Raw genomic sequence first — 18,626 nt, forward strand, 5'->3', positions numbered from 1 at the left:
ACGCATATCAGTGCAGGCGGCCGGTATCGCGCCTAGGATGATCGGTTCGACGGCCTATCGTGGCCGCATGCGATTCCACAGGCTCGATTCCATGGAGAGTAGCGATGTCCCTGTTGCCGTTGTCATTCCTGCCGCGTCCGCCCGCCCCGACCCAACTGATTCGCGCCATTGACCCCCGGGTGCCCCTGCCGATCAAGAAGCGCGTGGTCGAGCCGGTGCTCAACCGCACCTTCGCCGAGCCTCTCGCCGAGGGCGAGTTCGACGCCCTGGAGGGGCGGCGTATCACCCTCAACGTGGAAGACCTCGGGGTGGTGCTGACGCTGAGCCTCGAGGACCAGCGCCTGGTGCTCACCCGCGAGGCCGGCGAGGCCACCATCCGCGGCGGCTGGCGGGAGTTCCTGTGCCTGGCCACGCGCCGCGAGGATCCCGATGCGCTGTTCTTCCAGCGCCGGCTGCTGATCGAGGGTGATACCGAGCTCGGCCTGATGGTCAAGAACCTCCTCGACAGCCGCGAGGAGGGCCTGGCCCAGGGACGGCTCGGCGACTGGCTGACACGCCTGGAGCGCATGGCGCGCCGCGACGATTGACCCTGCCCCTATCCAAGGAACTGCCGGAGCCCTACATGAGCACATCCACCAAGGCCGTCAAGTCATCCAACGAGGTGCCGCTGCAGGTGCCCTCCCGCGACATCTGGGACGCCAAGTATCGTCTCAAGGATCGTCACGGGCGCGCCGTGGACAAGGACGTGGCGGCCACCTGGGAGCGGGTGGCCCGCGCCCTGGCGGCGGTGGAGGGCGGTAAGGCCGATGAGTGGCTGCCCAAGTTTCGCTGGGCGCTGGAGAACGGCGCCATCCCGGCGGGGCGCATCATGTCCAACGCCGGCGCCGAGGACTACAAGCCGGCGGTGAGCCTGATCAACTGCACGGTGTCGCGCACCATCCGCGATTCGATGCACGACATCCTCGACTCCGTGGTGGACGCCGGCATGACCCTCAAGGCCGGCTGCGGCATCGGCTACGAGTTCTCCACCCTGCGCCACAAGGGCGCCTTCGTGTTCGGCGCCGGGGCCGGCACCAACGGCCCCCTGGCGTTCATGGATATCTACGACAAGATGTGCTTCACGGTGGCCTCGGCGGGCGGGCGCCGCGGCGCCCAGATGGGCACCTTCGACGTCGGCCACCCCGACGTGCGCGCCTTCATCGAGGCCAAGCGCGAGGCGGGCCGGCTGCGCCAGTTCAACCTCTCGCTGCTGATCACCGACGAGTTCGTGGAAGCGGTGAAGAACGACGCCGACTGGCCACTGGCCTTCCCGCTGCACGCCGGCGAGAAGGACGACGTCAAGCCCGAGGACCTGATCTACCGGGACTGGCCGGTGATCGAGGACGGCTACACCGTGGACGACGAGGGCCGCGTGGCCTGCCGCGTCGTTGAGGTGATCAAGGCGCGCGAGCTGTGGGACACCATCATGCGCTCCACCTACGACTTCGCCGAGCCGGGCTTCATCCTGATCGACCAGGTCAACCGCATGAACAACAACTGGTTCTGCGAGGAGATCCGCGCGACCAATCCCTGCGGTGAACAGCCGTTGCCGCCGGAGGGCGCCTGCCTGCTGGGCTCGGTGAACCTGACCCGCTTCGTCATCGACCCCTTCGGTAAGAAGCCGCGCTTCGACTGGGAGCGCTATCGCAAGGTGGTGGCGATCTTCACCCGCATGCTCGACAACGTGGTGGAGATCAGCAGCCTGCCGCTGGAGGGCCAGCGCCGCGAGATCGAGGCCAAGCGCCGCCACGGCATGGGCTTTCTGGGCCTGGGCTCGACCCTGACCATGCTCAAGATTCCCTACGGCTCCGCCGAGTCGCTGGCCTTCACCGAGGAGGTGAGCCGCAACCTGGCCCTCGAGGGCTGGAAGCAGGCGCTGGAGCTCTCCCGCGAGAAGGGCATGGCGCCGGTGCTGGCCGAGGACTTCGAGATCACGCCCAAGATGCTGCGCGAGCGCCCGGAACTCGCCAAGGACGGCTACGAGATCGGCGACAAGGTGCCCGGCCGCATCCTGCACGCCCGCTACAGCCGCTACATGCAGAAGATCGCCGAGGTGGAGCCGGAGCTGGTGGCGGCGCTGGCCGAGCACGGTGCGCGCTTCACCCACCACAGCTCGATTGCCCCCACCGGGACCATCTCCCTGTCGCTGGGCAACAATGCGTCGAACGGCATCGAGCCGTCGTTCTCGCACCGCTACTTCCGCAACGTCATCCAGGCGGGCAAGAAGACCAAGGAGCAGGTCGAGGTGTGCTCCTTCGAGCTGGCCGCCTATCGCCACTTCATCGCCGCCGACGCCGTGGAGAGCGACCTGCCGGACTACTTCGTCACCGCCGATGCGGTGACGCCCAAGCAGCACGTGGCGGTGCAGGCCGCCGCCCAGGTGTGGGTCGACTCGGCGATCTCCAAGACGGTCAACGTGCCCACCGAGTTCCCCTTCGAGTCGTTCCAGGACCTCTACCTGGACGCCTACGAGAGCAAGCTCAAGGGCTGCACCACCTTCCGCTTCAACCCGGAAGCCTTCCAGGGCGTGCTGGTGCGCGAGGACGACCTCAAGAACACCACCTACGTCTTCGAACTGGAGAATGGCGAGACGGTGGAGCTCGCGGGCGACGAGAAGGTGATCTATGACGGCGAGGAGCACAATGCGGCGAACCTCTATGACGCGCTGAAGGAAGGCACCTATGGCAAGTGGTAAGCCACGACCTACTGCGCTCGCCGAGGGGGAGGTGGCTCGTAAACTCCGCTTCCTCGAAATCCTGCGCCTTGCCTCGCCTTCGCTCGTGACGGCCGTGGGTCGCCGTCACTTGAGCGTCAACGCACAACTTTCCAGAGGAGCCGCCTGATGGCCGTCGAAATCAAATCCAAGATCGTCTCCTACAGCGTCAAGAAGGCGGTGGAGGAGGCCCCCCTGGCCGATGAGAACCCGCTCACGGTGCGCATTCCCTCGCGCCCCGAGGGCACCCTGGAGGCGGTCTCCGAGAAGATCTCCTACGTGGGCGCCGAGGGTCGCAAGAAGGTCTACCTGCTGGTCTCCTTCATGCCCGTGGAGGGCGTGCTGGACGGCAAGCGGGTGGTGATCGAGCGCCCGGTGGAGTTCTTCTTCCCCTCCGGCCAGCTCTCCAGCGAGCACCAGTGGATCACCGCCACCATGCGCAGCCTGTCGCTGGCCGCCCGCGGCGGCTATGTCACCCAGGCGGTGGCCGACCTGCGCAAGGTGGCCTGGGACAAGGGCCTGGTGCGCTGCGGCATGAACCGCTGGGGCAAGCCGATGTTCCACGACTCCGAGGTGGCGGCCATCGCCTGGTCGATCCAGCAGATCCTCTACCGCCGCGGCTTCCTCGACCAGGATGGCAACCAGGTGCCGGTGGAGGAGCTGGTCAGCCGCTATGCCCACCGCCTGACCCACGGCCACCCCTGGCAGCCGCCGGCCCACGAGGAAGAGGCCGCGCCCAGCGGCGCCGTCTCGGCCATCGGCGGCGACGCGGCCAGCGACAAGGGCGACGGCCCCACCGTGGTCGGCCACTGCCCCGAGTGTCGCGGCGAGCTGATCATGATGGATGGCTGCCCCACCTGCTACGCGGGCTGTGGCTGGTCCAAGTGTGGTTAGGCACTGCCTGTGCTAGCTCAGAAAGCTGAACCTATGAAGCCGGGCATCGCCCGGCTTCATCATGTGAGACGCCGGTCAGGCAGTGACGATCCTGGGGCCGCCTGTATCCGGTGACAGACCCAGGTCGCCGTCGGTGATGACCACGTCGAAGTCTGACAGCGCGGCGAAGTAGGCGGGACGAATCACCCCCAGCTTGCTTTCGTCCACCACCAGCAGGCGCTGGGCAGCGCAGGCGATGGCGGCCTGCTTGGGCGCGACCTCGTGGAAGTGAAAGCAGCTCACCCCCCGCATGCTGTGTACGCCGGCCGCCGAGAGAAAGGCGCGGTTGATGCCCAGCCGGCGGATGGCTTCGCTCATGGCGTTGTCGGCGAAGGTCTGGGAGACGCCATGGTAGAGCCCACCGAGCAGCACCAGGCGCACTCCCGGCAGGGCGCTCACCGCATTGGCCACGTTGAGGGCGTAGGTCACCACCGTCAGCCCGTCGAGTTCAGCCAGACAACCGCTCAGCGGCATCAGCGTGGTGCCGCAGTCGATGAACAGGGTGTCCCCGGGTTCTATGAACTCCGCCGCTCGTTGGCACAGCCGACGCTTGGCGTTGCGCTGGCTGTCCTGCTGCTCGTCCAGGTCATAGGCCGGTGCATAGCGGGGATTGTCGGCCTCGACCAGCCTGCCGCCTAGCAGAATGATGGCACCATCGCTGGCCGCCAGGTCGCGGCGCACGGTCATCTCGGAAACGCCGCATAGCCTTGCCGCTTCCGAGAGGTGAATGGTGCCCCCTCCGGCCAGGGTCTCCTTCAAGCGGGTCAGCCGCTCGGTTCGGCGCTGGTTCATGCCGCGTTCTCCCTCAAGGTTCCGGCGGATCACCGGGATCAAAAAATGTTAGAAAAATAACAGGGAATGTTATATTTTTCACTCCAGGCTGTTGGCCTCTCCCCTCTACAACAACGATACGCAAGGTGCCCCATGACTCTCATCATGAGCCTCGTCGGGATGGTGACCCTTATCGCCATTGCCCTTCTCGTTTCCAGCGACCGCAAGGCAATCCGTTTTCGCACCGTAGGTGGTGCCTTCGCCATCCAGGCGGGTATCGGCGCCTTCGTGCTCTACGTGCCCTTCGGTCAGGCGGTGCTGGCGACGATCTCCGCCGGCGTCAGTCAGGTGGTGCTCTATGCCAACGACGGCATCGACTTTCTCTTCGGCGGTCTGGCCGATGTCGAGAACATCGGCTTCGTCTTCGCGATCAAGGTGCTGCCGGTGATCGTTTTCTTCTCGTCGCTGATCGCCGTGCTCTACTACATCGGCATCATGCAGTGGGTGATCCGCATCATCGGCGGGGCCCTGCAGAAGGCGCTGGGCACCTCGCGCACCGAGTCGCTCTCGGCCACCGCCAATATCTTCGTCGGCCAGACCGAGGCACCGCTGGTGGTGCGCCCCTTCATCGCCCGCATGACGCCCTCGCAGCTGTTTGCCGTGATGTGCGGTGGCCTGGCCTCGGTGGCCGGGGCGGTGCTGGCGGGCTATGCGGCGCTGGGGATTCCCATGGAGTACCTGGTGGCGGCCTCCTTCATGGCCGCACCGGGCGGGCTGCTGTTCGCCAAGCTGATCATGCCCGAAACCCAGGCGCCCGAGGATAGTATCTCCGAGGCCGAGGCGCGTCTGGAAGAGGAGGAGGACCACCCCACCAACGTGCTCGACGCGGCGGCGGCCGGGGCCACCTCGGGCCTCAAGCTGGCCGCCAACGTGGGGGCCATGCTGATCGCCTTCATCGGCCTGATCGCGCTGATCAACGGCATCCTCGGCGGCCTGGGGGGCTGGGTTGGCATGGAGGCGCTCAGCCTGGAGCTGATTCTCGGCTGGCTGTTCGCGCCGCTAGCCTTCCTGCTCGGTGTACCCTGGGAAGAGGCGACCCTGGCCGGCTCGTTTATCGGCCAGAAGCTGGTGGTCAACGAGTTCGTCGCCTATATCAACCTGGCCCCCTATCTCGACGGCAGTCAGCTGGTGGCCGCCACCGGCCAGGCGATGACACCCCATACCATGGCGATCCTGTCGTTCGCGCTGTGCGGCTTTGCCAATCTCTCCTCGATCGCCATTCTGCTCGGTGGCCTGGGCAGCATCGCCCCGAGCCGCCGCCACGACATCGCCCGCTTCGGCCTCAAGGCGGTGCTGGCCGGCACCCTCTCCAACCTGATGTCGGCCGCTCTGGCCGGCTTCTTCCTGGCGCTGGGCGGCATGAGCTGAGCTGTTACCGTGACGCGAGGGGGCTGACGAGGCCCCCTGCCATTTCCTTGTTTTACGGATGATCCGCACCATGACCGATCTGCAGCGAGCCGCACGCCAGGCACTGGCGCTGATGGACCTGACCAGCCTCAACGACGATGACACCGATGCCGCCATCGAGGCGCTTTGCCAGCGGGCTCAGACGCCCGTCGGGACGCCGGCGGCGGTATGCGTTTATCCCGCCTTCGTGGTGGCCGCCAGGCGCGCCCTGACGGCCTATCGGCTCAACGATATCGTCAAGATCGCTACGGTGACCAACTTTCCCCATGGCGGTGACGATATCATGGCGGCCGCCCGGCAGACGCGGGCCGCCGTGGCCTCGGGTGCCGATGAGGTGGACGTCGTGTTTCCCTATCGGGCACTGATGGCCGGCAATGAAGCGGTGGGGGTAGCGCTGGTCGAGGCCTGCCGACAGGCCTGCGGTAGCGCCACTCTCAAGGTAATCCTGGAGAGCGGTGAGCTCGCCGCCCCATCCCTGATCCGTCGTGCCAGCGAGCTGGCCATCGAAGGCGGGGCCGATTTCCTCAAGACCTCCACCGGCAAGGTCGAGGTCAATGCAACCCTCGAAGCCGCCGAGATAATGCTCCAGGTGATCCGTGACAGTGGCAAGGAGGTCGGTTTCAAGGCCGCCGGCGGGGTGCGTACCGCGGCAGAGGCCCAGGCCTACCTGCAGCTGGCCGAGCGGTTGATGGGCGCGGACTGGATCACCCCGGCGCACTTTCGGTTCGGTGCCTCGGGGCTGCTCGATGACCTGCTGATCACGCTGGGCGTGGAGTCGGGCAGCGCGGTGCCGAGGGGGGGCTACTGATGGGCGCTCAGACACTGCCCCAGGAGCTGATCCGCGCCAAGCGCGACGGCGAGGCGCTGTCGGTCGAAGCGATCCGCGAACTGGTGGGAGGCGTCAGCGATGGCAGCCTCTCCGATGCCCAGGTGGGCGCGCTGGCCATGGCGATCTACCTCAACGGCATGAATGCCGCCGAGACCCTGGCCCTGACAGAGGCGATCCGGGATTCCGGCGAGGTTCTCACCTGGGCTGGCCTCGACCTGCCGGGACCGGTGCTCGACAAGCACTCCACCGGCGGTGTGGGCGACCTGGTCTCACTGGTACTGGGGCCCTGGATCGCTGCCTGTGGCGGCTGCGTTCCGATGGTCTCTGGCCGCGGCTTGGGGCACACCGGCGGCACCCTGGACAAGCTCGAGGCGATCCCCGGCTACGATATTGCTCCTAGGCGGGAGCGCTTTCGTACCCTGGTGCGCGAAGTGGGCGTGGCGATTGTCGGCCAGACCGCCGAGCTGGCGCCGGCCGACAGGCGGCTCTACGCCATCCGCGATGTCACCGCCACGGTGGAGTCGCTGCCGCTGATCGTGTCGTCGATTCTCGGCAAGAAGCTGGCCTGCGGCCTCGATGCCCTGGTGATGGACGTCAAGACCGGCAGCGGCGCCTTTATGCCCACGCCGGAAAAGTCGCGGAAGCTGGCAGAGACGATCGCCGAAGTGGCAAGCCAGGCCGGCACGTCGACCACGGCGGTACTTACCGACATGAGCCAGCCATTGGCGCCCTGCGCCGGTAACGCCATCGAAGTCCACCAGGCGATCAGCCTGCTCACCGGCGAGCAGAGCGGCGGCCGGCTGCTTGAGGTGACCCGTGCGCTGGCCGTCGAACTGCTGCAGGCCGGTCGGTTGGCCGACTCAGCCGATGAGGCGGGTAGCCGGCTCGACCGGGCGCTCGCCTCGGGTGCCGCCGCCGAGCGCTTCGCGCGCATGGTGACTGGGCTGGGTGGGCCCGCCGATCTGCTCGAGCGGCCCGGCGCCTATCTGCCCGAGGCACCGGTCAGGCGTGCCGTCTTCGCCGAGCGGCCCGGCCGGGTACAGCGCATGGATACCCGCGCCCTGGGCCTCGCAGTGGTGGCGCTCGGCGGCGGACGCCGGTCGCCCAGCGACGCCATTGACAGCGCCGTCGGCCTGGCCGGGGTCGCCGCCATCGGCGAGCGGGTCGATGCAACGCGCCCGCTGGCGGTGATCCACGCCCGCCGCGAGGATGACGCCGACCGTGCCGCCGCCCAGCTGCTGGCCGCCATTCAGGTGGGCGAGGAGGGCGTCGCTGCGCCTACACTGATCCAGGACACCATCCGTCGGGAGGCCCCATGACCCGTGCCATCGTGCTGGTGCTCGACTCCTTCGGGATCGGTGCCGCCCCGGATGCCGAGCGCTTCGGCGATGCTGGTGCCGATACCCTGGGCCATATCGCGGCGGCCTGTGCCCGCGGTGAGGCCGACACCGGGCTGCGCAGCGGCCCGCTCAGGCTGCCCCATCTAACCCGGCTGGGCCTTTTCCACGCCCATGCCGAGAGCACCGGCGGTTGGGCCGCGGGGAGCGAACCCGAGGCCGAGGTCTCCGCTGCCTACGGATATGCCCAGGAGATCTCTTCGGGCAAGGACACCCCCTCCGGCCATTGGGAAATCGCCGGCGTGCCGGTGCGTTTCGAGTGGGGCTATTTCCTCGATCGAGAGAACAGCTTTCCGCCCGAGCTGCTAGACGCACTGACCCGCGAGGCGGGGCTGCTTGGCGTGCTGGGCAACTGCCACGCCTCGGGCACCGAGATCATCGCCCGCCTGGGTGAGGAGCACCTGGCCAGCGGCAAGCCCATCGTCTATACCTCCGGCGACTCGGTCTTCCAGATCGCCGCCCACGAGGAAGCGTTCGGCCTGGAGCGACTCTACGCCCTCTGCGAGACCGCTCGCCGGCTGCTCGAGCCCTACAACATCGGTCGGGTGATCGCGCGGCCCTTCGTCGGCCAGAGCGCGGCGGACTTCACCCGCACTGCCAACCGGCGCGACTACAGCGTCGAGCCCCCCGCGCCCACGGTGCTGCAGAAGCTCGCCGACGACGGCGGCGAGGTAGTCGCCATCGGCAAAATCGCCGACATCTATGCCCACTGCGGGGTGACGCGCACGGTCAAGGCCAGCGGCCACGCTGCGCTGATGGACGCCACCCTGGCCGCGCTGGAGGAAGCCGGCGGGCGCTCGCTGATCATGACCAATTTCGTCGACTTCGACACCCTCTACGGCCACCGCCGCGACGTGGCCGGCTACGCCGCCGCGCTGGAGGCCTTCGACGTGCGGCTGCCCGAGCTCTTGGCTCGCCTGCGTGACGACGACCTGCTGGTGCTCACCGCCGACCACGGCTGCGACCCCACCTGGCACGGCACCGACCACACCCGCGAGCATGTGCCGGTGCTGGCGCAGGGCGCGGGGTTTGCCTCCGGCAGCCTTGGTCGGCGCGATACCTTCGCAGACATCGGCCAGACCCTGGCCAGCTACTTCGGGCTCGCGCCCATGGACGATGGCACGAGCTTTCTCGACACAGGAGGACACTGATGGCCACTCCCCATATCAACGCGGAGCCGGGTGATTTTGCCGATACCGTGCTGATGCCCGGCGACCCGCTGCGTGCCCAGCATATCGCCGAGTCCTTCCTCGAAGGAGCGCGCCGGGTCACCGATGTGCGCAACATGTTCGGCTACACCGGCCGCTATCGTGGGCGAGAGATCTCGGTAATGGGCCACGGCATGGGCATTCCGTCGGCCTCCATCTATGCCAAGGAGCTGATCACCGATTACGGCGTGCGGCGGCTGGTGCGGGTCGGCTCCTGCGGCGCGGTGCGCGACGACGTGGCGGTGCGCGACGTGGTGATCGGACTGGGTGCCTGCACTGACTCCGGGGTCAACCGCACCCGCTTCATGGGCCACGACTTCGCCGCCATCGCCGACTTCGAGCTGACCCGCCACGCCGTGGATGCCGCCCGAGCCCAGGGGGTGCCGGTGAAGGTGGGCAATCTGTTCTCGGCGGATCTGTTCTATAACCCCCAGGGTGAGCTGTTCGAGCTGATGAAGCGCTATGGCATCGTCGGCGTGGAGATGGAAGCCGCCGGCCTCTATGGCGTGGCCGCCGAGTTCGGCGCCCGGGCGGCGACGATCTGCACGGTGTCGGACCACATCCTCAAGGGTGACTCGCTGAGCAGCCAGGAGCGTCAGAGCACCTTCGACGAGATGGTCGAGGTAGCGCTGGAAGCGGTGCTGCGCGACGACAAAGGGAGGGCGGCATGAGCGAGGTCCTGAGCCCGGGTGTCGTCGCGGAATTGATCGCGGTGCGCGGCCGCGCCTACGCGCCCTACTCGCAGCATCCGGTGGGCGCCATGGTGGAAAGCGCCAGCGGGGCACGCTACTTCGGCGCCAACGTCGAGGTAGCCCACTACAAGGGGCTATGCGCCGAGGCCTCTGCCATCGCCGCCATGGCCAGCGCCGGCGAGCGGCGCCTGCGTCACGTCTATGTCATCGGCCCCGGCGATCACCCGTGCACGCCCTGTGGCGACTGTCGCCAGCGTATCCGCGAGTTTGCCGACGGCGAGACCCGCATCCACGTGCTGGACGCCCGGGGGCGGCTGCTCAGGCGCTACACCATCGAAGAGCTCCTGCCGGATGCCTTCGGGCCGGAGAACCTGGCGGTTTAGCCGCGCAGCGCTAGCTGCGTGAAATGCGGGCGCAGCCGGCGCACCAGGGCCTCCACGGCGTCGCGGGCGGGGGCGTCGGCGACCGGCCGGCAGTAATCGGGGTCCTGGCACTGTTCCAGGCGCGCCAGCTGCAGCGCATAGTGGCGGACGCCGCAGTCGGCCAGCGTCAGCGCCAGCTCCTCCAGGCGCTCCAGGTCGAAGTCCTTCCAATGCACCGTGGTGCGACACTCGAAGGCGGTGTCGCCCTCCAGCAGCAGCGCCAGGCTGCGGGCATGGCGCTGCCAGATCCCCGCGCGCCCGCCGATGCGGTCGAAGTCCCGGCCGCGCCCCTTGACGTCGAGGGCCACCCAGTCCAGCAGCGGTAGCAGCGCCTCCAGGCGTTCCGGGTAGGGGCCGGCGGTGTGCAGGCCTACCGCCAGCCCCAGCTCGCGGCAGGCCAGGGCGGCATCGGGCAGGTCGGGGTGCAGGGTGGGCTCGCCGCCGCTGAACACCACCGCCTCCAGGTCGCCGGCCCGGGCGGCGAGCAGCGCCTCGACGGCCTCCCACTCGCCCGCCACGGCGCGGCGCGCTTCACCCATGGTGCTCGCCGTTTCGCAGTAGCCGCAGCGCAGCGGACAGCCCTGCAGGTAGACCACCGCCGCGAGCCGGCCGGGAAAGGCCGTGGTGCTCGCAGCCGTCAGCCCGGCAATGGGCAGGCGGGGTGAGGGGAGGGTGATGGCGTCCAGGCGCATGGGGAGCTCGTGTGCGGGCGGTGCCATCATGCTAGTCGAGTCGCCGCCGGCGCCCTTTGACGGGCGTCATAAGCAGGCGTGCTTTCGCTGCTCGGCCGCTGCCTAGCCGGCGCTCACTGACGTAGCGTCAACCTCCGAAAAGCGGGGCGCAGTTCGTTGATAAGCGCCTCCACCTGGCCGGTTGTCGGGGCCCCTGGCACCGGCGCGGTGTAGTCGGCGTCCAGGCACTGCCCGGTGCGGGCCAGTTGGATCGCGTAGTGGGTGGCGCCATGCTCGGCGAGATCCAGGGCCAGCCGACGCAGGCGTTCCAGGTCGAAATCTCGCCAGTGCACCGTGGTGCGACACTCAACGGCAATGCCGTGCTTCATCAGCAGTGTCAGGCTGCGCTCCTGCGGGGCGGCCATGCCGCGGCGTCCGACGATCCGGTCGATGTCATCGGCCGGGCCCTTGACGTCCAGCCCTACCCAGTCGAGCCAGGGCAGCAGCGCCTGCAGGCGCTGTGGGTAGATGCCGGCCGTATGCAGGCCGACCTTGAAGCCGAGCGCCTTGGCCCGCTTGACCGCGGCGGGCAGCTCGGCGTGCAGCGTCGGCTCGCCGCCGCTGAATACCACGGCCTCCAGTAGGCCACGACGACTCTCCAGGAAGTCCGCGACGCCTTGCCACTCCGCCGGCTCGCCGCGCCGGGCGGCGAGCATCTGGGGATTGTGGCAGTAGCCGCAGCGCAGCGGGCAGCCCTGCAGGAAGACCACGCAGGCTAGGTGGTCGGGGTAGTCCAGGGTGGTCATGGGGGTGAAGCCGGCCACGGGCAGCCGCGGCCGGCCGGGTTCGGGGTGAGGCATCGGGGCATTCCGGGCAAGCGCCCCGGGGGTGCCGGGGCGCGGTGTGCTGGGGGGCTCAGCCGCGGGCGGCGCGCTCGCTGAAGTGGCGGCGTTCGCGGTGTTCGGACTGCTTGCCGCGGTTGAACTGGCTGACCGGGCGGTGATAGCCCATCACCCGGGTCCAGACTTCGCAGCGCTGGCGCTGTTCGGTGGGCAGGCTGGCGGTATCTATCTGATGCATATCGTGCTCCTTGATAGGTGGCAGGGGGCAAGCCGGTCTCAGGCCGTTGCCTCGGCCTGGCAGGCTCGTTGGGCCAGAAGCGCTTCGTCGCACTTCGGGCAGAACTCGTGTTCACCGGCCAGATAGCCGTGTACCGGGCAGATCGAGAAGGTGGGGGTCACGGTGATATAGGGCAGGCGAAAGCGCGACAGGGCGGTGCGCACCAGCTTCTTGCAGGCCGTTGGGCTGGAGAGCTTCTCGCGCATATAGAGGTGCAACACGGTGCCGCCGGTGTAGCGGGTCTGCAGCGGGTCCTGGTGCAGCAGCGCCTCGAAGGGGTCGTCGGTGAACCCGACCGGCAGCTGGCTGGAGTTGGTGTAGTAGGGGGCATCGGGCGTGCCCGCCTGGAGAATGCCGGGGTAGCGCGCCTGGTCCTCCTTGGCGAAGCGGTAGGTGGTGCCCTCCGCCGGCGTCGCCTCCAGGTTGTAGAGATGGCCGGTGGTCTCCTGAAACTCGCGCATCCGCTCGCGCACCTGGTCGAGCAGCTCCAGCGCCAGCTGCTGGCCTTCGGGATCGGCGATGTCGTAGCGGTCCTCGGAGAAATTGCGCACCATCTCGTTGAGGCCGTTCACCCCCAGGGTGGAGAAGTGATTGCGCAGGGTGCCCAGGTAGCGCTGGCTGTAAGGGTAGAGGCCGTCGTCCATCCACCGCTGGATGCGCTCGCGCTTGATCTCCAGGCTGTCCCGGCCAAGCTCGAGCAGGCGGTTCAGCTCGGCGTAGAGGCCCGTTCTGTCGCCGGCGAAGCGATGGCCCAGCCGCGCGCAGTTCAGCGTCACCACGCCCAGCGAGCCGGTCTGCTCGGCGCTGCCGAATAGCCCGTTGCCGCGCTTGAGCAGCTCGGAGAGGTCCAGCTGCAGCCGGCAGCACATGGAGCGCACCATGTGCGGCTCCAGGTCGGAGTTGAGGAAGTTCTGGAAGTAGGGCAGGCCGTACTTGGCGGTCAGGGCGAAGAGCCGCTCGGCGTTGTCGCTCTCCCAGTCGAAATCGGGGGTGATGTTGTAGGTGGGAATCGGAAAGGTGAATACCCGCCCCTGGCGGTCGCCGGACTCCATCACCTCCAGGTAGGCGCGGTTGAGAAGCTCCATCTCGGCCTGCAGCTCGCCGTAGGTGAAGGGCTGCTCCTCGCCGCCGATGACCGGCACCTGGTCGCGCAGGTCCGCCGGGCACACCCAGTCGAAGGTGAGGTTGGTGAAGGGGGTCTGGCTGCCCCAGCGGGAGGGCACGTTGAGGTTGTAGATGAACTCCTGCACCGCCTGCTTCACCGCCGGGTAGTCGAGCCCGTCGCGGCGCACATAGGGGGCCAGGTAGGTATCGAAGGAGCTGAAGGCCTGGGCGCCGGCCCACTCATTCTGCAGGGTGCCGAGGAAGTTGACCATCTGCCCCAGGGCGCTGGAAAGGTGGCGGGGCGGGGCGCTCTCGGCGCGTCCCGGCACGCCGTTGAAGCCCTCGATCAGCAGGGTGCGCAGCGACCAGCCGGCACAGTAGCCGCCGAGCATGTCCAGGTCGTGGATATGCAGGTCGCCCTCGCGGTGGGCGGTGCCGACCGCCTCCGGGTAGACCTCGTCGAGCCAGTAGTTGGCGATCAGCTTGCCCGAGGCGTTGAGGATCAGCCCGCCCAGGGAGTAGCCCTGGTTGGCGTTGGCATTGACGCGCCAGTCGGCGCGCTGCAGGTATTCGTTGACCGTCGCGGCGACCTCGACGTGGCGCTTGCCGGCCTGGTGACTGGAGGGGGTGTTCACCGCTATCTCCCTATATATGGCGTCTGTTTGTCTATAAGGCACTATATGTTGTGCCATGAAGGCTAGTGGCTAAGGCGGTGGGAGGAAATGATCCAGATCAGAAAAAGGCCGGATAGCGAGACGAACAGGATCGGCGGCACCAACGACAGCGGGCCCCGTCGAGTGACGGGGCCCGCTGTGAAGGCGGCCCGGGAGCGGGCAGCGGGGGATGTGCCGGTGGCTTCAGTCGGCGGCGGCGCGGGTGTTGTCCATGCCGGGGCGGCCGTGCCAGTAGCCGTCGCAGACCTCGGCCTCGACCAGCGCCAGCGGGTCGGGGGCCGGCAGCTCGCCGCGGCGTGCGGCATCGAAGGCCGCCACCACCTCGGCCATGCCCTCGGCGCGGGGGCTCAGCCGCGCCACGCCCACCCCCATCCCGGCCATGTCGTCGACCTCGTGGCGCAGGTCCTGGCAGGCGCCGGAGAGGGTCTGAATGCCGTTGAGGGTAAACACCTCCTTGGACTCCTGGGAGCGCAGCGCCAGGCCCTCCGGGTGCTTCTGGCAGACGAACTGGCAGCGATCCTTGGGCTTCTGGTAGCGGCGTGCCGTGAAGCAGCGCGATGACCAGGCCAACGGCAGGTGGCCGTAGGCGAACACTTCGCAGGGGTGATCGAGCCCTTCGGCGGTGCAGTCGGCCAGCAGCCGGGCGAGATCCGTGCGCGACATCTCCACCGGGGCCTGCCAGCGCCGCATGCCGGCGCGCGCCATCACGGCCAGCGACGAGGGGTTATAGAGGTTGAGTGCCGCGCCGGCCACGAAGGGCAGGCCGGCGGCGGCGAGGCGCTGCAGGGCGCTCTGGTCGTTGGCTTCGACGATGAACTCGCCGTTGTCGCACAGCTTGCGCAGGTCGCGCAGGTCGGCCTCGGACTCGATCAGGGTCTGGCTGGACAGCACCACTTCCTTGCCGCTCTGGGTCAGCTCGCGGCCGATGCCCAGCCAGTCGTCGAGCTTCATATCGCGGCGCCGGGAGCAGACCGATTCGCCCAGGTGAATGATCTCCAGGGGCCAGTCGGCGGCCTCCCGATAGAAGTCGGCATAGTGCTCGCGGGTCCAGTAGAAGAGCACCGGGCCCAGTGACAGCTGCAGGGTCTCGTGGGTGGACATGGCTCTCTCCTATTTCCAGCGGCGCTCGTAGGCGCCCAGGGTGGTGGTGCTGCCCTCCGAGACCTCGCCGAGGCCGGTCATCCAGGCGGGGTCGGTGTGGAAGCGGCCCGGGGCGTGCGCCAGGCGGTCCAGCGCCTGGCGCCAGATCCCGGCCACCTTGGACACATAGGCGGGGCTGCGCTGGCGGCCTTCGATCTTCACCGCGGCAATGCCCAGCTCCTGGAGTTCCGGCAGCAGCTCCAGGGTATTGAGACTGGTGGGCTCCTCGATGGCGTGGTAGGTCTCGCCCCCCACCTCGAAGCGCCCCTTGCAGAGAGTGGGATAGCCGGCGTTCTCGCCCTCGGCGTAGCGGTCGATCAGCACGCCGTTGAGGCGTGATTCCAGGCCCTGCGGGGTTTCTTCCCAGCGCACATGGGCGGCCGGCGAGCAGACACCGCGGGTGTTGGGGGATTCGCCGGTGAGATAGGACGACAGGTAGCAGCGCCCCTCGGCCATGATGCACAGGCTGCCGAAGGCGAACACCTCGAGCTCCACCGGGCTCTGCTTGGCCAGGTCGCGCACCTGGGTGATCGACAGCACCCGTGGCAGCACGGCGCGCTTGATGCCGAACTGGTCATGGTAGAAGCGCAGCGCCTCATGGCTCGTCGCCGAGCCCTGCACCGAGAGGTGGCGGGCGAGATCGGGATGGCGGCGTGCGGCGTAGTCGAGCAGGCCCATGTCGGCCATGATCAGGGCGTCGACGCCGAGATCGGCGGCCTGGTCCACGGCGCGGGTCCACATCGCCCAGCCGTCCGGCTGCGGGTAGGTGTTGATGGCGCAGAACACACGCTTGCCGCGGGCATGGGCGTAGTCGATGCCTTCCCGGGCGCGCTTGTCGGTGAAGTTCAGGCCGGCGAACTGGCGGGCATTGGTGGTGTTCTGGAAGCCGAAGTAGACGGCATCGGCCCCCTCATCCACGGCCCGCTTCAGGGCGGGCAGGTTGCCGGCCGGACAGACGAGCTCCATGACGCTCTCCTCGCGATGAAAACCCGACCATGCTAGTCGAGTACCGCGCGACAACTTTTGATGCGGGTCATGCCAGGCGGCATTCCCCTGCCGAGGCACCGAAAAGGCCGCTTGCCGCAGCCATAGCCATCGGCAAAGGGTGATATGGAGTGTGCTTGATCCACATCATGGGAAGGGGCATTCGCGTCGCGGGTGGCTGTGCTTGTCTGGCGCCTGTTCTAGGCTTTCTTAGATACGGACACCCTGGGGGCGCCCCTATGGATATCGAGCGGCTCTTCGATGCCAGCTATCTGCGGGTGCTCAACCGCCAGGTCGACGACCAGGATTTCTTTAGCGCCTTCTATGATCGCTTTATCGCCGCCTCGCCGGAGGTGGCGGTCAAGTTTCGCCACACCGATATGCCGCGTCAGCGGTCCATGCTGAAGAAGGCCTTCTATCATCTGCTCGCCTTCTACGTCTCGAGCCACGCCGACTACTACCTACATCAGGTGGCGATCCTGCACAGCCGTGCGCACCTCGACATTCGCCCCGCGCTTTACGACCTCTGGCTCGACTGTCTGGTCGACACGGCTCGCGTCTTCGACGAGCAGTTCGACGCCGATATCGAGCTGGCCTGGCGGCTGGTGATGACGCCGGGCATCGTCTACATGACCTTCCACTACGATCGCGGCGGGGAAGAGCCAGCATAATGAGAAGGGGGCCGACAGGTGGCGACCCTGGTCGGTCGCCGCCGTGTCTAAAGCCCGATGCGGTGGGCGCGGTGGGTGAAGAAGATGCCGCTGGGCGACTCGGCCGACAGGCGGGCCAGCTCCTCGAAGGTGCGGGTGTCGTAGACGACCACCTGGTCGCTGTCGCGGGCCGAGATCCAGATATGTTCGCCGCGGGGGGTGAACTCCTTGTGCAGGATCGACTTGCCGGGCTCGAGGGTTTCGATGATCTCCAGCGTGCGGGTGTCGATCACCTGCACCTTGTCGTTGAGCGGGTGGGCGAAGGTGACCCAGACCTGCCGCTCGTCGGGGCGGCTCATCACGAAGATCGGCTGACCGTGGACCTCGATGCGCTGAGTCAGCGACCAGTCGCGGGTGTCGGCCACCAGCACCTCGTTGCGGCCCACGGCGGGGAAGAAAGCCTGGTCGCCGGCCATGGCCCAGCCCTCCAGGTGGGGCATCTTGTAGACCGGCAGGCGCTCCTCGCCGCGGCCGTAGTCGGGCAGGATACGCTGGACGCCGTTCTCCGGGTGCCAGAGGTCGAGCAGGGCCATGCCGTCCTCGCCGAACAGCCCGGCAATATAGTAGCGGCCGTTGGCGGTGATCAGGGCGTCGTAGGGCATGCTGCCCACGTCGGGGTACTTGGTCAGCTCGGGCTCCTCGGTGGACATGTCCAGGGTCCAGATCTCGCCGGCCTCGAACAGGCTGAACACGAAGATGTTGCCCGGCACGTCCACCACGCCCACCACCTTGGCCTGGTCGGTGGTGCCGTCGGCTTTCTCATAGGTGGCCGGCACGTCGATCACCAGCTCCATGGTCGCGGTGTCGAAGACCTTGACGCCGCCGGGCTCGTAGTTGCCCACCGCGACGAAGCGGCCGTCCTGGGAGATGGCACCGCCGATGCTGTTGCCGCCCTGGATGATGCGCCCGTCGATCTCGCCGGTGAGCAGGTCGAGTCGGGTCAGGCCGCCGTCGCGGCCGAAGACGAAGGCGTAGCGGGCGTCGCGGGTGAACTTGACCGAGGCGTGGGAAAGATCGCCGAAGCCCTCGATATGCTTGAGCACCGTCTTGCGGGTGGTGTCGACCAGCGCCACGCTGCCGGTGGCGCGCTCGATGATCACCCCGAGATCGCCGGTGCCGCGCAGCTCGGGCAGGTCATTGGATGCGGTGTCGGCCGCGGCCGGTGCCCCGACCATCAGGGCCAGGCAGCCGGCCGCCAGCAGCGTCTTGAGGGGAGTGGGTAGGGGCATCGGGGATCTCCTGATCAGTCTTGCGATGTCAGTGTGTCGAGGGGGTTGTCGGTCTGCAGGTGCTCGGCGATCCAGCGGGCGTCCGCCTCGCTGATCAGCGCCTTCCAGCCCGGCATGGCGCTGCCGGGGATGCCGTGCAGGATGATATGGCTCAGGGCGTCCACGCTGAAGGTCTGCATCCGGTCGCGGGGCAGCGCTGGGCCGAGGCCGCCGCGCAGGGTCATGCCGTGACAGGAGCCGCAGTCCTGGTAGAGCAGGGTCTCGAGCTCCGCCTGGCGGGCTGGGTCGAGATCGTCTTGCTGGCTGTCCGCCAGGGCGGGGGTCGACGACAGCAGGATACCCAGCAGCAGTGAGATCAGGACCGGTATAGGCATGGGGGAGAGCCTCGTAAGCGTAGGAATACTGGGGCGATGGCGGCGCCACGGCGAACGGTTAGTCGCGGACGGCCAGTGGCAGTGTCCCGCCGACGATCAGCGGATGCTTTGACGGATATCAATGCCCTGGCGAGTTGCCCTCTGCCGCGA

The 18,626-nt window shown here is 67.9% G+C and carries 19 protein-coding genes; 10 read left to right on the top strand and 9 right to left on the bottom strand.

Annotation, left to right across the window (positions count from 1 at the left end; genetic code table 11):
• Positions 1 to 104 precede the first annotated feature (104 nt).
• The 3 genes from ubiT (at position 105) to HOP52_RS03560 (ending at position 3,646) form a co-directional block, all read left to right on the top strand.
• On the top strand, positions 105 to 587 hold the full coding sequence (gene ubiT / locus HOP52_RS03550; RefSeq protein WP_238975887.1) for a ubiquinone anaerobic biosynthesis accessory factor UbiT: 483 nt from the start codon (positions 105 to 107) through the stop codon (positions 585 to 587).
• A 35-nt stretch (positions 588 to 622) separates the two neighbouring features.
• Complete coding sequence (locus tag HOP52_RS03555) at positions 623 to 2,734, top strand: adenosylcobalamin-dependent ribonucleoside-diphosphate reductase (RefSeq protein WP_238975888.1); 2,112 nt, start codon at positions 623 to 625, stop codon at positions 2,732 to 2,734.
• 147 nt (positions 2,735 to 2,881) lie between these two features.
• Positions 2,882 to 3,646, top strand: coding sequence for a ribonucleoside-diphosphate reductase (locus HOP52_RS03560; protein ID WP_238975889.1), 765 nt, complete (start codon positions 2,882 to 2,884; stop codon positions 3,644 to 3,646).
• A gap of 75 nt (positions 3,647 to 3,721) precedes the next feature.
• Here the strand turns inward: HOP52_RS03560 and HOP52_RS03565 are convergent, their stop codons facing one another.
• Positions 3,722 to 4,477 (bottom strand): DeoR/GlpR family DNA-binding transcription regulator, encoded by a 756-nt coding sequence (locus HOP52_RS03565; RefSeq protein ID WP_238975890.1) that lies wholly within the window; start codon positions 4,475 to 4,477, stop codon positions 3,722 to 3,724.
• Between the two features lie 132 nt (positions 4,478 to 4,609).
• Here HOP52_RS03565 and HOP52_RS03570 point away from each other — a divergent pair, with 132 nt between their 5' ends.
• The 6 genes from HOP52_RS03570 to cdd all read left to right on the top strand — a co-directional run bounded on the left by HOP52_RS03570 (position 4,610) and on the right by cdd (position 10,432).
• Positions 4,610 to 5,884: a NupC/NupG family nucleoside CNT transporter gene (locus HOP52_RS03570; RefSeq protein ID WP_238975891.1), complete on the top strand. Its 1,275-nt coding sequence runs from the start codon at positions 4,610 to 4,612 to the stop codon at positions 5,882 to 5,884.
• 70 nt (positions 5,885 to 5,954) lie between these two features.
• Complete coding sequence (gene deoC / locus HOP52_RS03575) at positions 5,955 to 6,731, top strand: deoxyribose-phosphate aldolase (RefSeq protein WP_238975892.1); 777 nt, start codon at positions 5,955 to 5,957, stop codon at positions 6,729 to 6,731.
• Entirely contained in the window at positions 6,731 to 8,071 is a 1,341-nt protein-coding gene (gene deoA, locus HOP52_RS03580) for a thymidine phosphorylase (RefSeq protein WP_238975893.1), read from the top strand. Before deoC ends, deoA begins: the two co-directional genes overlap by 1 nt.
• A complete protein-coding gene (locus HOP52_RS03585; RefSeq protein ID WP_238975894.1) occupies positions 8,068 to 9,300 on the top strand; it encodes a phosphopentomutase in 1,233 nt (410 codons plus the stop codon). Before deoA ends, HOP52_RS03585 begins: the two co-directional genes overlap by 4 nt.
• Entirely contained in the window at positions 9,300 to 10,028 is a 729-nt protein-coding gene (gene deoD / locus HOP52_RS03590) for a purine-nucleoside phosphorylase (protein ID WP_238975895.1), read from the top strand. The genes HOP52_RS03585 and deoD overlap by 1 nt, the downstream gene beginning before the upstream one ends.
• Positions 10,025 to 10,432, top strand: a complete 408-nt coding sequence (gene cdd / locus HOP52_RS03595) for a cytidine deaminase (RefSeq protein ID WP_238975896.1) — start codon at positions 10,025 to 10,027, stop codon at positions 10,430 to 10,432. The genes deoD and cdd overlap by 4 nt, the downstream gene beginning before the upstream one ends.
• Here cdd and HOP52_RS03600 read toward each other — a convergent pair.
• From HOP52_RS03600 to ubiU, 6 genes are all read right to left on the bottom strand, one after another.
• Complete coding sequence (locus HOP52_RS03600) at positions 10,429 to 11,163, bottom strand: anaerobic ribonucleoside-triphosphate reductase activating protein (protein ID WP_238975897.1); 735 nt, start codon at positions 11,161 to 11,163, stop codon at positions 10,429 to 10,431. The genes cdd and HOP52_RS03600 overlap by 4 nt on opposite strands.
• Before the next feature lie 113 nt (positions 11,164 to 11,276).
• Entirely contained in the window at positions 11,277 to 12,002 is a 726-nt protein-coding gene (locus HOP52_RS03605; RefSeq protein ID WP_238975898.1) for an anaerobic ribonucleoside-triphosphate reductase activating protein, read from the bottom strand.
• Between the two features lie 55 nt (positions 12,003 to 12,057).
• Complete coding sequence (gene nrdD / locus HOP52_RS03610; protein ID WP_238975899.1) at positions 12,058 to 12,222, bottom strand: anaerobic ribonucleoside-triphosphate reductase; 165 nt, start codon at positions 12,220 to 12,222, stop codon at positions 12,058 to 12,060.
• A gap of 38 nt (positions 12,223 to 12,260) precedes the next feature.
• Entirely contained in the window at positions 12,261 to 14,057 is a 1,797-nt protein-coding gene (locus tag HOP52_RS03615) for a ribonucleoside triphosphate reductase (RefSeq protein ID WP_275298044.1), read from the bottom strand.
• Between the two features lie 165 nt (positions 14,058 to 14,222).
• Complete coding sequence (locus tag HOP52_RS03620; protein ID WP_238975901.1) at positions 14,223 to 15,140, bottom strand: U32 family peptidase; 918 nt, start codon at positions 15,138 to 15,140, stop codon at positions 14,223 to 14,225.
• Between the two features lie 9 nt (positions 15,141 to 15,149).
• Positions 15,150 to 16,145, bottom strand: coding sequence for a ubiquinone anaerobic biosynthesis protein UbiU (ubiU, locus tag HOP52_RS03625; RefSeq protein ID WP_238975902.1), 996 nt, complete (start codon positions 16,143 to 16,145; stop codon positions 15,150 to 15,152).
• Between the two features lie 257 nt (positions 16,146 to 16,402).
• Here ubiU and HOP52_RS03630 point away from each other — a divergent pair, with 257 nt between their 5' ends.
• Positions 16,403 to 16,834 (top strand): globin, encoded by a 432-nt coding sequence (locus HOP52_RS03630; protein WP_238975903.1) that lies wholly within the window; start codon positions 16,403 to 16,405, stop codon positions 16,832 to 16,834.
• A 47-nt stretch (positions 16,835 to 16,881) separates the two neighbouring features.
• Here HOP52_RS03630 and HOP52_RS03635 read toward each other — a convergent pair whose 3' ends face one another.
• Positions 16,882 to 18,102: a cytochrome D1 domain-containing protein gene (locus HOP52_RS03635; RefSeq protein ID WP_275298045.1), complete on the bottom strand. Its 1,221-nt coding sequence runs from the start codon at positions 18,100 to 18,102 to the stop codon at positions 16,882 to 16,884.
• 14 nt (positions 18,103 to 18,116) lie between these two features.
• Entirely contained in the window at positions 18,117 to 18,476 is a 360-nt protein-coding gene (locus HOP52_RS03640) for a c-type cytochrome (RefSeq protein ID WP_238975904.1), read from the bottom strand.
• Positions 18,477 to 18,626: the final 150 nt, after the last annotated feature.

Origin of the sequence: Billgrantia campisalis (assembly GCF_022341425.1) — a bacterium.
Taxonomy (GTDB): domain Bacteria; phylum Pseudomonadota; class Gammaproteobacteria; order Pseudomonadales; family Halomonadaceae; genus Halomonas; species Halomonas campisalis.